Origin of the sequence: Thermosynechococcus sp. PKX95, assembly GCF_031583295.1 — a bacterium.
Taxonomy (GTDB): domain Bacteria; phylum Cyanobacteriota; class Cyanobacteriia; order Thermosynechococcales; family Thermosynechococcaceae; genus Thermosynechococcus.
In genome coordinates this window covers 2,417,529-2,430,015 of record NZ_CP134171.1, presented here as the reverse complement: position 1 = coordinate 2,430,015, position 12,487 = coordinate 2,417,529, and the positions used below count along the sequence as shown (strand labels likewise).

The 12,487-nt window shown below is 54.5% G+C and carries 12 protein-coding genes; 4 read left to right on the top strand and 8 right to left on the bottom strand.

Annotated elements, in window-relative coordinates; translation table 11 throughout:
• Positions 1-7: 7 nt before the first annotated feature.
• Positions 8-814 carry a helix-turn-helix domain-containing protein gene (locus tag RHH81_RS11910; protein ID WP_302677431.1) on the bottom strand — a complete coding sequence of 269 codons (807 nt, stop codon included), beginning with the start codon at positions 812-814 and terminating at the stop codon, positions 8-10.
• 140 nt (positions 815-954) lie between these two features.
• On the opposite strand from RHH81_RS11910, the gene purC reads away from it, so the two are divergent.
• Positions 955-1,686 carry a phosphoribosylaminoimidazolesuccinocarboxamide synthase gene (gene purC, locus RHH81_RS11905; RefSeq protein ID WP_302677432.1) on the top strand — a complete coding sequence of 244 codons (732 nt, stop codon included), beginning with the start codon at positions 955-957 and terminating at the stop codon, positions 1,684-1,686.
• Between the two features lie 13 nt (positions 1,687-1,699).
• Complete coding sequence (locus tag RHH81_RS11900; RefSeq protein ID WP_206200352.1) at positions 1,700-2,683, top strand: glucokinase; 984 nt, start codon at positions 1,700-1,702, stop codon at positions 2,681-2,683.
• Positions 2,684-2,686: 3 nt separating this feature from the next.
• On the opposite strand, the gene RHH81_RS11895 is transcribed toward RHH81_RS11900, so the two are convergent.
• Entirely contained in the window at positions 2,687-3,622 is a 936-nt protein-coding gene (locus RHH81_RS11895) for a DUF1517 domain-containing protein (RefSeq protein ID WP_310453637.1), read from the bottom strand.
• A gap of 251 nt (positions 3,623-3,873) precedes the next feature.
• Between RHH81_RS11895 and RHH81_RS11890 the strand changes: the two genes are divergently transcribed.
• Positions 3,874-4,341, top strand: a complete 468-nt coding sequence (locus tag RHH81_RS11890; protein ID WP_206200350.1) for a DUF4079 domain-containing protein — start codon at positions 3,874-3,876, stop codon at positions 4,339-4,341.
• Positions 4,342-4,608: 267 nt separating this feature from the next.
• On the top strand, positions 4,609-5,679 hold the full coding sequence (locus RHH81_RS11885) for an ABC transporter ATP-binding protein (RefSeq protein WP_206200349.1): 1,071 nt from the start codon (positions 4,609-4,611) through the stop codon (positions 5,677-5,679).
• Here the strand turns inward: RHH81_RS11885 and RHH81_RS11880 are convergent.
• The 6 genes from RHH81_RS11880 to RHH81_RS11855 all read right to left on the bottom strand — a co-directional run bounded on the left by RHH81_RS11880 (position 5,676) and on the right by RHH81_RS11855 (position 12,451).
• Positions 5,676-7,910 carry a transglycosylase domain-containing protein gene (locus tag RHH81_RS11880; protein ID WP_310743099.1) on the bottom strand — a complete coding sequence of 745 codons (2,235 nt, stop codon included), beginning with the start codon at positions 7,908-7,910 and terminating at the stop codon, positions 5,676-5,678. The genes RHH81_RS11885 and RHH81_RS11880 overlap by 4 nt on opposite strands.
• Before the next feature lie 54 nt (positions 7,911-7,964).
• Entirely contained in the window at positions 7,965-8,327 is a 363-nt protein-coding gene (locus RHH81_RS11875) for a single-stranded DNA-binding protein (protein ID WP_206200347.1), read from the bottom strand.
• Between the two features lie 133 nt (positions 8,328-8,460).
• A complete protein-coding gene (locus RHH81_RS11870) occupies positions 8,461-9,468 on the bottom strand; it encodes an ABC transporter permease (RefSeq protein WP_206200346.1) in 1,008 nt (335 codons plus the stop codon).
• Positions 9,469-9,471: 3 nt separating this feature from the next.
• Positions 9,472-9,765, bottom strand: a complete 294-nt coding sequence (locus RHH81_RS11865; protein WP_206200345.1) for a DUF2103 domain-containing protein — start codon at positions 9,763-9,765, stop codon at positions 9,472-9,474.
• 1 nt (position 9,766) lies between these two features.
• The gene (locus RHH81_RS11860; protein WP_310743098.1) at positions 9,767-11,302 is read right to left on the bottom strand and encodes a hypothetical protein; all 1,536 of its coding nucleotides are present in this window, start codon (positions 11,300-11,302) and stop codon (positions 9,767-9,769) included.
• A 12-nt stretch (positions 11,303-11,314) separates the two neighbouring features.
• Positions 11,315-12,451 (bottom strand): 5-(carboxyamino)imidazole ribonucleotide synthase, encoded by a 1,137-nt coding sequence (locus RHH81_RS11855; protein ID WP_302678390.1) that lies wholly within the window; start codon positions 12,449-12,451, stop codon positions 11,315-11,317.
• Between the last annotated feature and the right edge of the window lie 36 nt (positions 12,452-12,487).

Sequence of the window (12,487 nt, the reverse complement as noted above, 5' to 3'; positions counted from 1 at the left end):
GGGTGACCTAGTTGGAAACGGTACGCTCCGGTGCTGTTGACGTGGTTGCCCTCTCTGAAGTGGCCTGACTAGCAAGAAATTCTTTTTCTGTCACTTCTCCCAGTTGCCCCATCGGTTGGGACGGACCATTATTGACACTCACCTTGACAGCGCCAGCATTCCCCGTGCGGACAATTAAACGCTCCTTGGCTTGCCAACTGCGCTCTGTTCCCGACTCCAAAATACCAGCATAGACAACTCGACCATCGGCTTCCACCTCGAGCCACGAGGCATCGGAGAGGGACAACTTGACCTCAACCGTTTCAGGGGTCGTGGGGCTGGGCGTCGGTGTTGCCGCTGCTGTGGGGGTGGGTGTGGGACTGGGGGACGCGGTAGGGGTCGGTGCGGGGGCTAAATCGGTGATGCTTTGGGCTTGAGGACGAAAGAGATAGGCCAACCCAGCCACTGCTGCTGCCACGAGGGCAAAGTACATTAGGTAGAGGTGAATTGGGCGCAACTGCCAACCTATATCGCCCCTGGGAAGACTGGGTTTATCGGGGCGCTCCACAGGGTCAGCCACTGTTGGAAAATTGGCGGCAATACTTTTGCCATCAAGGCCAAGGGCATCGGCAAAACGGCGAATAAATCCTTGGGTATAGACGGGTTCGGGCAACTCCTCAAGGTTGGCATTTTCAATGGCTGCAAGGATTGACTGGCGCACCAACGTTTTGGCGGCCACCTCCTCAAGACTTAGACCCACTTCCCCTCGCTTTTCGCGGAGGAAGGCACCAATTTCTGCCAGTTTTTCTGCCTGTTGATTACTGAAGTGAGGCATCGCTATCTATCTCCTGCCGTCAGTCTATGCCAATTTGCCGAAGAGGGGTTTAGCCATTGGGATTATCCTATAGCAAGCTGCTGTGGATTGGGGGACTGCCTTTGCTAGGCTAGATCTGGCTTTTAGACGCACCTCTTTTTATGACTCAGTTCTCTCCCTTGTACGAAGGCAAGGCAAAGATTATTTATGCCACAGCGGATCCAGACATCTTGCTGGCGGAGTTCAAGGATGAGGCCACCGCCTTTAATGCCCAGAAGCGTGGCTCGATCCAAAACAAGGGAGTGATGAACTGCGCGATCGCCAGCCATTTGTTTCAGTATCTGGCGGCTCAGGGCATCCCCAACCATTTTATTGCTCAAGTGGCGCCAAACAAGATGCACATTCGGCGAGTAGAGATTATTCCCCTTGAGGTGGTGGTGCGCAATCGGGCAGCGGGAAGCCTTTGTCGGCAGACGGGATTGCCCTTGGGATTAGAACTCAATCCCCCCTTGGTGGAGTTTTACCTCAAGAATGATGATCTTGGTGACCCGCTCCTTACAGGCGATCGCCTGCGCCTATTGCAGATTGCTACAGATGAGGAAGTTGCAACGATCAAGGAAATGGCCTTGGCCGTCAATACCCATCTCAGTCGCTTTTTTGCGGAGTGTGGCATTACCTTGGTGGACTTTAAGCTGGAGTTTGGCCGCAGTCCGACGGGGGAGATTCTTTTAGCGGATGAAATTAGTCCCGACAGTTGCCGCCTCTGGAATCAAGATGAAAGTGATCCTAAAAAGCGCATTCTCGATAAAGATCGTTTTCGCCAAGATTTGGGCGCCATTGAGGATGCCTACGCCCTCGTGATGCAGCGAGTGTTAGCCCATAGCGTGAGTTAGCAAGGGGTGGGCAATGACCGTTGTACTTGGCGCCGATGTGGGTGGCACAAAAACTCTCATCGAGTTATGGGATGTGGTGGGCAGTGATTGGCATTTGCTTCACAGGGCGAAATACGCCAGCCGCGATTTCCCTGACTTGACAACTCTTTTGCAAACGTTCCTCAAGGAGAGTCCTGCCCATCCACAGCGGGCTTGTCTGGGGATTCCGGGGCCTGTGATTGACCAAGTGGCTCAGGTCACCAATTTGGGCTGGCGGGTCAGTGGTGCCGAATTAGAAACGGCATTGCAGATCCCTTGCGTGACGCTGCTGAATGATTTTGCAGCCGTAGCCTATGGTGCATTAGTATTACCGCCGACGGATTTTGTTGTCCTTCAGGAGCGGCCGCGGCGTCCCCAAGCGCCTATTGCCCTATTGGGAGCGGGTACTGGCTTGGGGGAAGCACTGATGATTTGGCAGGGCGATCGCTACCAAGTGATGCCCCTAGAGGGTGGCCACACCGACTTTCCACCCCGCAATGAACAGGAAATGGGTCTATTGCGCTATTTGTGGCAAACCTACGAGCGAGTTTCTGTGGAACGGGTGGTTTCTGGCGCGGGGCTAGTGGCAATTTACGAGTATCTCAAGAGTGTCCACTTTGCTCCCGAATCAGCAGTGGTTGCAGCAGCCATGGCAGAGGTGGAGGATCGCGCCGCCGTGATCAGTCAATACGGCCTTGAGGGGGATCCTCTGTGTGCAGAAGCCTTACGGATGTTTGTGGATGCCTATGGGGCAGAGGCTGGCAACCTTGCCCTGAAAAGTTTGCCCTTGGGGGGGGTGCTGATTGCCGGAGGGATTGCCCCCAAAATTCTGCCGAAAATGACCGATGGCACGTTTCGCCAAGGGTTTGTGAGTAAGGGACGATTTCGCCCCCTGATGGAGCAGTTGTACGTTGCAGTGATTACGAATCCAGAGGTGGGATTGCGGGGCGCGGTACATTTAGCCGCTCAGGGGGCCTAGGGGTTAGAGGTGCTTCAGTTGTGGATAGGCCATTAGCAACTCATCGGCAGTGAGGGTGTCACCAATGGCTTGGGGTTGCCAGAGCAATTCGACCGCCAGTAGGCGATCGCTACCAATGCCTCCCAACTGTTGCAGCGCTTGCCGTAGCTCTAGGTCATTATTGACTGCGGGCAGTTTCAAGCGACCCGTGGCAGCCACCACCAAAGTTACAACAATATATTCACCCACATCATTGCTGACAATGGGGGCGATCGCTGTTTGCTTAATGTCACGGCGGTAGTTGGAGAGGGTTTCAGCGCTCAGCTTACTGCGCTCCGCAAGCGCCAGTTGGTTAAAGGCGGTTTCTGCTTGCAACAGCTTGGTTTCTTGGCTACTGGCATGGGCATAGACCCAATATTGGGGATGGCGCAGCAGGGCAAGGGTTGCCTCTTGAAGCACTTTGGTGAGACCTTCGGGCGTTGCGGTATCGGCAGTGAGGGCTAGTTGATTGAGTTCCTCTTGGAGTTCGCGAGCTTGGGCGAGGAGTCCCACCTGCAGCGTATGTAGCGAGACCACGGGGTTGTCTTGGTAGATTTCTGACTCATCACTGCTATTGCGGAAGTTGCGGAAGGTGGAGATCAAGATATTGGCCAGCACACCAATCATAATGATCGTGAATAGGCCGCCAAAGCCACCGCCAAAACCAAAGAAGGGAATCAGGAAGGGAAAGCCAAAACCACCGCCATAGACTGGAACGGGCTGAGCATAGCCGCCGTAATCACTGCGGGGGGCACCGTAGGAACGGGTGGGCGCCGGACGACTAAAGGAGCCACCTCCGACACGTCCACCACTGCGGGCGGCCCATGCGGCACCACTATCAAGGATAAGATGGGCAATCAATACCCCCACTGCCACAATGGCGGTGACAGATTTGAGACGTTGCCAAAAAGTTTTCATCATAAATCGTGTTCCCAAGGATTGACACACCGAAGGAGAGGTCCTGCTCTCAGTCTAACGTTTTGTCATCTTTAGAACAGATGGGTAAACCCTACAGCCCTTTTCGCGGGGATGGAACACGCTGGCAGCAGTCAAAATTACGGAAGCCTCGCGCCCCCTTGGTGTAGGCCATATTTTAGAAAAGGGCTGTATTACGATATGAAAAGCAAACTTTCGATGAATGCTTTGCCTGCCGAGTTCTGTTCACGAAAACAATGATTGAAATTCCTGAGCCTCTTAAGCCGGTGATTACCTTTGCCCACCCGGTGCTGATGTGGATTCTTTTTGCGCTCACACTTTATGCCATGTATTTAGGGATTCAAACCCGTCGCCTGCGCTCCCTCAGTGGCGAGGAAAAGAAAGCGCTGATCCAAGCCAAGGTGAACGTCAAACACCACCAAGTTGGCGCCATCTTACTCGCCCTAATGGTGATGGGCACGATTGGCGGTATGGCTGTGACCTATATCAATAATGGCAAGCTCTTTGTCGGGCCCCACTTGATTGTGGGTCTGACCATGACGGCTCTGATTGCCCTTTCCGCTAGCTTAGTTCCCTTTATGCAAAAGGGCAGTGAGACGGCTCGAGCCCTGCACATGACCCTCAACCTGTTTCTGGTGATCCTCTTTGGTTGGCAGGCGGTGACGGGTCTGCAAATTGTGCAACGCATTCTCAATGCTAGTTAGATGCGGATGGCAACCTAGGCAGCGAGCATAGCAATTGCAAAATCTCTGCAACAAGCGAGGACTTTTGTGCCAGAATATGAGGAGCACTAGTTACAGCCCTTTTCACAGGGATGAATATGCTTAGCACTGCGAAAGCACGTGTGGGTGAGCATTTCACTTACCTGACGTACTCGATATTTTAGAAAAGGGCTGTACTGCAAATAATTCCTAATGCAGTGGGTGCTCCTTCGCTTTACTGATTGCAGACAGTTCGCTTTCTGGGTGATCATGACCACACTTCCCCTAATGCCAACGCTTCAAACAGCCGTCCAAGTTGAGCACTTACATAAATCCTTTGGCCGCTTTGCTGCGATTCGCGATGTCAGCCTCTGGGTTCAGGAGGGGGAAATTCTGGGTCTATTAGGACCCTCAGGCTGTGGCAAGACAACCTTACTGCGCTTAATTGCGGGTCTGGACACGCCCGATGCCGGGGAAATTAGGGTAGGCGATCGCTGTGTGGCCGCGGCCAATGTCTTTGTGCCCCCTGAGCAACGGTCTTTGGGCATGGTCTTTCAGGACTTTGCCCTGTTTCCCCATTTGACGGTGGCGGAGAATATTGCCTTTGGTTTGCAACAACAAGGCCTGAGCAAGCAGCAAATTCAGGAGCGGGTGGCAGCAGTTTTGGCTCTAGTGCAGCTGGCGGATCTGAAAAAGCGCTATCCCCATGAATTGTCGGGTGGCCAACAGCAACGAGTTGCCTTGGCGCGGGCGATCGCCCCCCAACCAGCGGTGATTCTTCTGGATGAACCCCTGAGTAATCTGGATGCCCAAGTGCGGCTGCAACTGCGGGAAGAGTTACGCCGAATTCTCAAGGGCACAGGGACAACGGCAATTTTTGTGACCCATGATCAGGAGGAAGCCCTGAGTCTGTCGGATCGCTTAGCCGTTATGGGCAAAGGAAAAATTGAACAGGTGGGCACACCGGAGGAGATTTATTGCTGCCCGGCCTCGCGATTTGTGGCTGGGTTTATTAGCCAAGCCAACTTTTTGCCCGCCTGTGCTGAAGGTTCTCAAGTGCTCACGGATGTTGGCGTGTTTCCCCTGCCGGAAGCACTCCCCAAGCGGGAAGGGGAGGTGATGATTCGGGAAGAGGATGTGCAATTGCAGCCAGACACTGCGGCAACCAGCTGCTTTGTGATTCGCGATCGCCAGTTCCTTGGTCGCGAGTATCGCTACTGCATTCAACTGCCCTCCGGTCAAGATTTCCATGCCCGCCAGCCCCTTGCTGTGAATTTACCCGTTGGTACCCCTGTGAAAGTGGCCGCGCAAGCGGTGCGTTTCTTTCCCAAGGAACTCTAATTTAGGGCACGCCCCATATATTCGCCCCAAAGAGCAGCAGCCAACCCACTACTGCCTTGGCTGGGACTATTATCATCATTGCCCAGCCAAATTCCGGTGAGAACATCGGCAGTGGGCACATAGCCAATAAACCAAAGATCGCGACCATCATTGGTAGTGCCGGTTTTGCCAGCGACTGGACGACCAATGGCAGCGGCACGACCCGTTCCCCGGCTGACAACAGCTGTCAGCAAATGCGTCATTTCATTGGCGATCGCTGGATCGAGCACCCGTTGAGGCCTTTCATCACTCGCGGCATAGATCAGGCGACAGGTCTGCCAGTCGTTTGTACTTTTACAATCACCGCCATCGCGCACCGAAACAATGGCATGGGGGGGAATGCGCTGTCCTTCATTGGCGATTACGGCAAAGGCACCACTCATTTCAAGGAGGGTCGTCTCACTTTGACCGAGAACAAGGCCGGGCACCGCTTGCAGAGGCGTCGTAATCCCCATTGCTCTGGCCAATTGAATGGTGGCCTCCAAACCAACGGCTTGGGCAAGACGTAAAGCAATCGGATTTTCCGAAAGGGCTAAGGCGGTGGCTAAATCCATGGCACCACCCCCCCCACGGCAGCCCTCGAACTGTTGCCCCTGCCAGAAGACGGGCGCGCAGGAAAAGGTTTCACCAGCCCTATGGCCTTGCAGGAGGGCTTCGGTATAGACAAACACCTTGAATGTGGAGCCCGGTTGACGCAGGGCAAGGGTGGCACGGTTAAACTGGCTTTTTTGGTAATCCACGCCACCCACGAGGGCAAGAATCAGACCATCCCTCGGCCGCAGGGTAATCAGTCCCCCCTGATGAACCCCATAGGCGCTGCCAGTGCTGGTGATAAAATTGCGCAGACTGGTTTCGGCCAGTTCTTGCCAGCGGGGGTCTAGGCCTGTCTCCACAATCAGGTTGCCCTCTTGGGCGAGTTCATCGCCAAGGAGTTGAGCCAGTTCTTGATAGACATGGTCGGTGTAGTAGGGAAAGCGCTGGGTGCTGAGCCATTCTCGCGCCTTTGGGCTAATTTCAATGCGGGAGCGACGGGCGCGATCGCCCTCTTCTTTGCTGATGTAGCCCTGCTGCACCATGCGCAAAATGACCCGATTGCGATAATCCACCGCCGCATCGTAGTCGCGCACCGGGTTAAAGCGGTTCGGTGCCGGCAGAATCCCCACTAGGGTGGCGGCCTCATTGAGTGTCAAGTCTTTGGCAGGCTTATCAAAGTAGAATTGCGCCGCATCCTCAAAGCCACGATTGCCCATACCCAGATAGACACGGTTGAGGTAGGCCAAGAGCAACTCATCTTTGCTGTAGAAAAATTCCAACTTGAGGGCAACCGCCATTTCGCGCCACTTGCGGCCGAGGCTCTCATCCATCCCCACATGGGAACGAAAGAGTGTACGTGCCAACTGCTGGGATAGGGTACTTGCTCCTTCGCGTGTTTGGCGGGTTAATAGGTTGGTAACTACCGCTCGCGCCATGCCCAGAGGATCAACACCAAAGTGCCAGTAGTAGCGCACATCCTCAGAGGCCAAGACCCCATGGACTAAGTAAGGGGAAAACTCATTGAGCCGTTTGAGTTCGCGGTGGGGGCGATCTTCGACTGGATTGATCAGTTCCCCTTGGCGATCAAGGAGAATAATCGGGCCTTGCTCAAGGGGTGGCAGGGGACGCACCGCCACTTTGTTGGCTTCCACACTCAGCAAGCCAATCCCAAGGGCACTGATGCCCATAATTCCCCAAATGCTGTAGGTGAGAACCGCAACCCATAGCGGGGGCGGATTGTGGAAGTGGAGGGTAACGGCGCCTTTCACCTCCGGTGGTCCAAGGGTGATCACATCGCCATGGTGTAGCTCAGCCGTTTGCAGTCGCTTGCGTTGGCGATAGAGGCCATTGGTGGAGTCCAAATCCTGAATTTGAAAGACCCCTGTGGGGGTGAGGCGTTTGAGGCGGGCATGGGTGCCACTGACAATTTCGGCATCGACAATAATATCGGCGCGGCTCTGACTGCGGCCAAGAATGTAGCGATCGCCCACCAAGGGAAAGACTTGGCGTTGACCTTTGAACTCCACCCATAGTTCGGGCGTGCGGGCATTTTCCCGCAGGGAGACCTGTTGCCAATCAAAGCGAGAGTGTACCGTCTGTACCGCTTGGGTGACGGTTTGAGTCATGGACTGCCAAAGATCGCGGGCAGGATTGGGCATGGCAGCAGCTATAGGGACAATGATATTGGACGCACTGGCAACCTAATTGTATCCCTACATTTCTGGCACATAGCCCGCTGGCACGGCACTGGGATCCGTATCCCGCTTGGAACTGAGAATATCCATTCGGTCAACTAAAATGACCGGCGAGGAGCGATCGGCCCCCGTGTTGCGGTCTTGCCAGCGATCGAACTTGAGACTGCCCTTGATACCCAACAGCGTTCCTTTGCGCACATAATCAGCAGCCACCTGAGCGGTTTTTCCCCAAATTTCCAAGTTAAACCAATCGGGCTGATCCTCCTTGGTGGGGCGATTCACGGCTAAGGTCAGCCGACACTTCACACTCCCCGACTCAAAATAGCGAACGTCGGGATCACTGCCGACACGACCCACTAGATGAACCACGTTTAGACCCATGGCTGACTAGCCTCAAACTGCTCTTTGCCCCATTGTACATGGTTCCATTGGTGCTACTGCCTCAAAGCCCAGCCAGCGCCTTGCTCAGCTGTTGCCTCTCTATAGATTTTTGTAAAAATTGGGTTCTGCGGGGTTACCGAATGCGGGGATCAGCCCATTTCAGGAGTAAATCTGCAAGGAGGTTGCCAATAATCAGCATCACTGCCCCCATCATCAGGCTGGCCATGACCACGTAAATATCTTGGGCAGTTACCGCCTGTAAAATTAAGCGCCCCAGACCCGGCCAGTTAAAGAAAAACTCGGCAATAAAAGCACCACTGAGGAGGCTGGCAAATTCAAAACCCAACAGGGTAATGAGGGGGTTCACCGCATTGCGTAGGGCATGGACGTAGATCACCCGCGATTCTGGGAGTCCCTTGGCTCGTGCCGTTTGAATGTAGTTTTGCCGCAGCACATCTAGTAAATTACCCCGCATCAACCGTTGTAAACCCGCAAAACTGCTGAGGGTGAGGGCGATAGTCGGTAAAATCAGGTGCCAAGCAATATCCAGAACTTTGCCCCACCAAGGGAGGTCGTCGTAAAACAAACTGGTCATGCCCCCTACGGGAAACAAAGGCGTACTTTGCGCCAGAAACAGGAGCAACAGAGCCGTAATAAAACTGGGAAAGCCTTGGCCAATGTAGCTAATGACCCGCAGCAGGCGATCGCTCCAACGATCTTGCGTCACCGCTGCCCAAATACCTAAGGGAATGGCTAATCCCCAGGTGAGCAGAATGGAACTTACGGACAACAGGAGGGTGGCGGGTACCCGCTCCCACAATAGGGAGGCCACCGATCGCTGGTAGACAAAACTAGTGCCAAAGTTGCCATAGCGAATCATCTGCCACAGCCAGTGCAAGTATTGCTCCACGGGCGACTTGTCAAGACCAAATTGCCGCTCCAATTCCTGCAAGCGTTCCAAAGAAATTTGGGGATCCGCCTTGAGATTGTCCAGATAGTTGCCCGGTGCCAACTGCATAATGGCAAAACTCAACGCCGAGGCCAACAGCAGCGTGATGATCGCTTCTCCCAAGCGTTTGAGAACAAGGCGGCTGGTGTCATTCCCAAGGGGTTCAAAGCGTTGGCCAATGGATTTGAGCATGGATCATTTGGAAGCCAGCACGGCATCAATAGCAGCCTTGAGTTCTGCTTCACTCAGTTGGGTAATGACAAACACCTCCTGCACCGTTTTGCCTCGCCGCGCAATCACCTTAAACCCACCTTTGATGGGCACCGACACCCGTAGATGCAGATGGGGGGATTTCCCTTTGACGGAAGCAATGACACCGGGCGTGAGGGTACTAATGCCTGCCACCTTGGCCAATTTTTCCAAGACGGGAATGAGACCTTCAATGTGAGTGGAGTGATTGAGGACGACCCGACCCGTTCCTGCTGCCATGTTAGGGTAACCACCGTGCGTGCAAGCCGGGTGCCAAAGGTTCTGGCATCCCAACGACAATTTTATCTTGATTTAATTCTAGGGGGAAAAGCCAAATTTGATGTTGTTGGGGGGGAAGTTGACGCGGTGGCGGGGGGGGTGCTTGGGGGTCAGTGGGCAGTTCTGCCAGATCACTGGGACTGGGGTTGACAGGGGCAGTCTCGCTATACAGATCGCTATTATCCACCACATCGGGCATTTCCCGTCCCTCAACAGCGTCAATGGCCAATGTACGGCCATCGGGTGCCAAGCTGAGGTAGAGTTCCTGCTGCGGGTCAAAATCTTTGAGCTTGAACAGTTCCTTGGTTTTCAGATCAAAGAGGGCAAGATAGGGAACTTCGCGGTAATGGCCTTCCCCTTCAATGCGGGTGAGGATGGCATAGAGAAATTCCCCCTTGGGGTCAAATTGGCCGGCAATGATTGAGCCATTGATGGTTAGCAGTTCCCTATGCTCGCCAAAGATGTCCACCACATAGAGCGATCGCGAGAAATTGGGGTTAAACTTCACCGCTGCCACTTGCCGGCCATCGCGGCTAAAGTCCAGCACCATGCCATACTGGGGCAAAAAGTCAAAGTCACTCTCACCATTGCCGGCTTCTAGGGGCACAATCGCTAACCCCTGCCCTTGGGCAATGATTAAATGCTGGTTGTCGGGGGCAATGCGAAAATCACCGGCAGCCGCTTGGTTGAGCCGCCGAGGCTGAAAATTTTCATCGAGGAGCCACAGGGAGCTATCCGCAGGCTGGAGACGATTTACCCGCTGAACCACGATTTTGCTGCCATCATTGGCCAACTGAAAGCGCAGGTTTTGATACTCGCTATTGTCAAGGATCAGGGAAATTTCGCCCACGGGTCGAGGTTGCCGGCGGGGGGTTTCAGGGGCATTGAAGTATAGCCCGGTAGTCACGGTGTACAGTTGGGGGTCAAAACCCATTTGCTCGCCGCGCTGACCGGCACTAAAGAGAATGCGATCGCCAGCAGGATAGGGCTGAAAGTCAAACACCCGTAGATTGGCAGGTGTAAGGAATATCTTCCGTTGCAGCGTCAGGTTATAGAGGATGAGGCGCCCCTCTTCAACCCCGGAGCCAAGATAGACCAGCACGCGATCACGACTACGAAACTGCCCCTGAAAGGGTTTGATCGGTTTCCCTTGGGGCACAGAAACGGCATCCTCGAGGGAGACTTTGAAGGTTTGACCGTAGGGAATCGGCTGTGTCAGCGTGTAGGCAAAACGACGCCCCGACCAACTGGCCTTGCCCTCAAGGGGTGGCTCAATCTTGAGATGCGCCGCCACCGATGACCAATCCATCAGCCGATTAAAGGCGAGGATAAAGGCGCGATCGTCGGCGCCCACATCGCGGTCTTGCCACGTAAAGTCCCGCACTTGGGCCTGGGTGCGATCGCCCCCCCACAACAGCAAAAGGGTCAGCACCAGCACCACAAGGAACACACTCAAAGCAGCGCGATCAAGGGGCTGAGGGAAGGAGTGAGAACGCATTAGCAGGAACGGTCACACAGCAACAGGCGTACTATACCAGAGGGCTTCAATGTGCTGGATCATGGGTAGGGCTGCCGCTGGTTCTGCCAACAGCACTGTAAGATGACCCAACTTGCGACCCGCGTAGGTTTGACTTTTACCATACCAGTGAAGGTTCGCGTGGGGGAGAGCCGCCAAGACCTGACATTTTGCCCCATAGTCAACCTGCGGTTCGGCTAAGCCCAAGAGATTTACCATCACCGCTGCCGGTACCTGCATGGCGGGACTGCCCAAGGACTGGCCACTAATGGCGCGCAAGTGCTGCTGAAATTGACTCGTGACGCAGGCATCAATGGTGTAATGCCCAGAATTGTGGGTGCGGGGCGCAATTTCATTCACGAGTACCTCACCCGTGGCTGTGAGGAAAAACTCAATGCCAAAAATACCCACAGCATCAAGTGCCGTTAGGATTTGGCGGGCAATCTGCTGAATTTGCTCACTCACTTGGGGGTCAACCGGGGCAGGGGCAATCACCCAGCGACAGATGGCAGCCACCTGCTGCGTTTCCACCACGGGGTATAGGGCAATGTCTCCTTGGGGCGATCGCGCTGCCATGATCGCCAGTTCTTTGACATAGGGCACAAAGGCTTCCACCAAAAACCCTTGGGGCGGAATTTCTGGCCAACGCTGCTGAAACTGCTGCCATGCCTGCTCATCGGAGATGACAAATGTGCCTTGGCCGTCATAGCCGTGGCGACAGGCTTTAATCACACAGGGAATGCTGGGCGGGCGATCGCCCAAATAGCCAAAGGCGGGTACAGGAATCCCCAGTTGTTGCAAAAAGTGGCGCTGCTGGTACTTGTTCAAGAGGGGAGCCAAGGAGGCAAGGCGGGGATAAAAACAAATCCCCTGCTGTTCAAGGCGCTGCAACCCCTCGAGATCGACAAACTCATTCTCAAAGGTAATCACATCAACCTGCTTAGCCAGTTGCGCTGTCGTTGCCACATCGGCGATCGCCCCATAGCAGACCCCCGCAGCAACCGCGACGGCTGGATCCGTTGCCGCAGACGTTTGTACCCACAGCGAGAGTCCCATTTCCTTGGCCGCCAGCCCCAACATCCAAGCCAACTGACCACCACCAATCACCCCAATCTTGGTTACTTTGTTCACGCTTCCTCTAATCGACTCAACGGAACCTATTGTCCT

Excerpts from the sequence above, each read along its gene's own strand:
- RHH81_RS11910 (WP_302677431.1), bottom strand. The coding sequence starts at position 814 with ATGCCTCACTTCAGTAATCAACAGGCAGAAAAACTGGCAGAAATTGGT.
- purC (WP_302677432.1), top strand. The coding sequence starts at position 955 with ATGACTCAGTTCTCTCCCTTGTACGAAGGCAAGGCAAAGATTATTTAT.
- RHH81_RS11900 (WP_206200352.1), top strand. The coding sequence starts at position 1,700 with ATGACCGTTGTACTTGGCGCCGATGTGGGTGGCACAAAAACTCTCATC.
- RHH81_RS11895 (WP_310453637.1), bottom strand. The coding sequence starts at position 3,622 with ATGATGAAAACTTTTTGGCAACGTCTCAAATCTGTCACCGCCATTGTG.
- RHH81_RS11890 (WP_206200350.1), top strand. The coding sequence starts at position 3,874 with ATGATTGAAATTCCTGAGCCTCTTAAGCCGGTGATTACCTTTGCCCAC.
- RHH81_RS11885 (WP_206200349.1), top strand. The coding sequence starts at position 4,609 with ATGACCACACTTCCCCTAATGCCAACGCTTCAAACAGCCGTCCAAGTT.
- RHH81_RS11880 (WP_310743099.1), bottom strand. The coding sequence starts at position 7,910 with ATGCCCAATCCTGCCCGCGATCTTTGGCAGTCCATGACTCAAACCGTC.
- RHH81_RS11875 (WP_206200347.1), bottom strand. The coding sequence starts at position 8,327 with ATGGGTCTAAACGTGGTTCATCTAGTGGGTCGTGTCGGCAGTGATCCC.
- RHH81_RS11870 (WP_206200346.1), bottom strand. The coding sequence starts at position 9,468 with ATGCTCAAATCCATTGGCCAACGCTTTGAACCCCTTGGGAATGACACC.
- RHH81_RS11865 (WP_206200345.1), bottom strand. The coding sequence starts at position 9,765 with ATGGCAGCAGGAACGGGTCGGGTCGTCCTCAATCACTCCACTCACATT.
- RHH81_RS11860 (WP_310743098.1), bottom strand. The coding sequence starts at position 11,302 with ATGCGTTCTCACTCCTTCCCTCAGCCCCTTGATCGCGCTGCTTTGAGT.